The sequence below is a fragment of the Vibrio sp. 10N.286.49.B3 genome (assembly GCF_002873395.1).
Lineage (GTDB): Bacteria > Pseudomonadota > Gammaproteobacteria > Enterobacterales > Vibrionaceae > Vibrio.
Genome location: NZ_MCUV01000050.1, coordinates 1 through 265, shown reverse-complemented (window position 1 = coordinate 265; position 265 = coordinate 1). Strand labels below are relative to the sequence as shown.

The window sequence follows — 265 nt, the reverse complement described above, 5'->3', positions numbered from 1 at the left end:
TAATTTGATAAAGTAATTAATAGAATTGGTATAACCTATACAAGAGGTTATCTTTAGAAAGTAGTAGGTGATTTCTCTATCTGCCAGATACAAAAAAGCCGCTGATAAATCAGCGGCTTTTTTGTTTTATGTGGTGGAGGGATAGGGATTTGAACCCTAGAACCGCTATTAACGGTTGCCGGTTTTCAAGACCGGTGCTTTCGACCACTCAGCCATCCCTCCAGGTTGTAACACTTAAAAAATAAGTGGCGGAGTGGACGGGACT

General features: G+C 40.8%; 1 tRNA gene. It reads right to left on the bottom strand.

Annotation, left to right across the window (positions count from 1 at the left end):
- Positions 1 to 131: 131 nt before the first annotated feature.
- Positions 132 to 222 (bottom strand) — tRNA-Ser (locus BCU68_RS15570).
- Positions 223 to 265 lie beyond the last annotated feature (43 nt).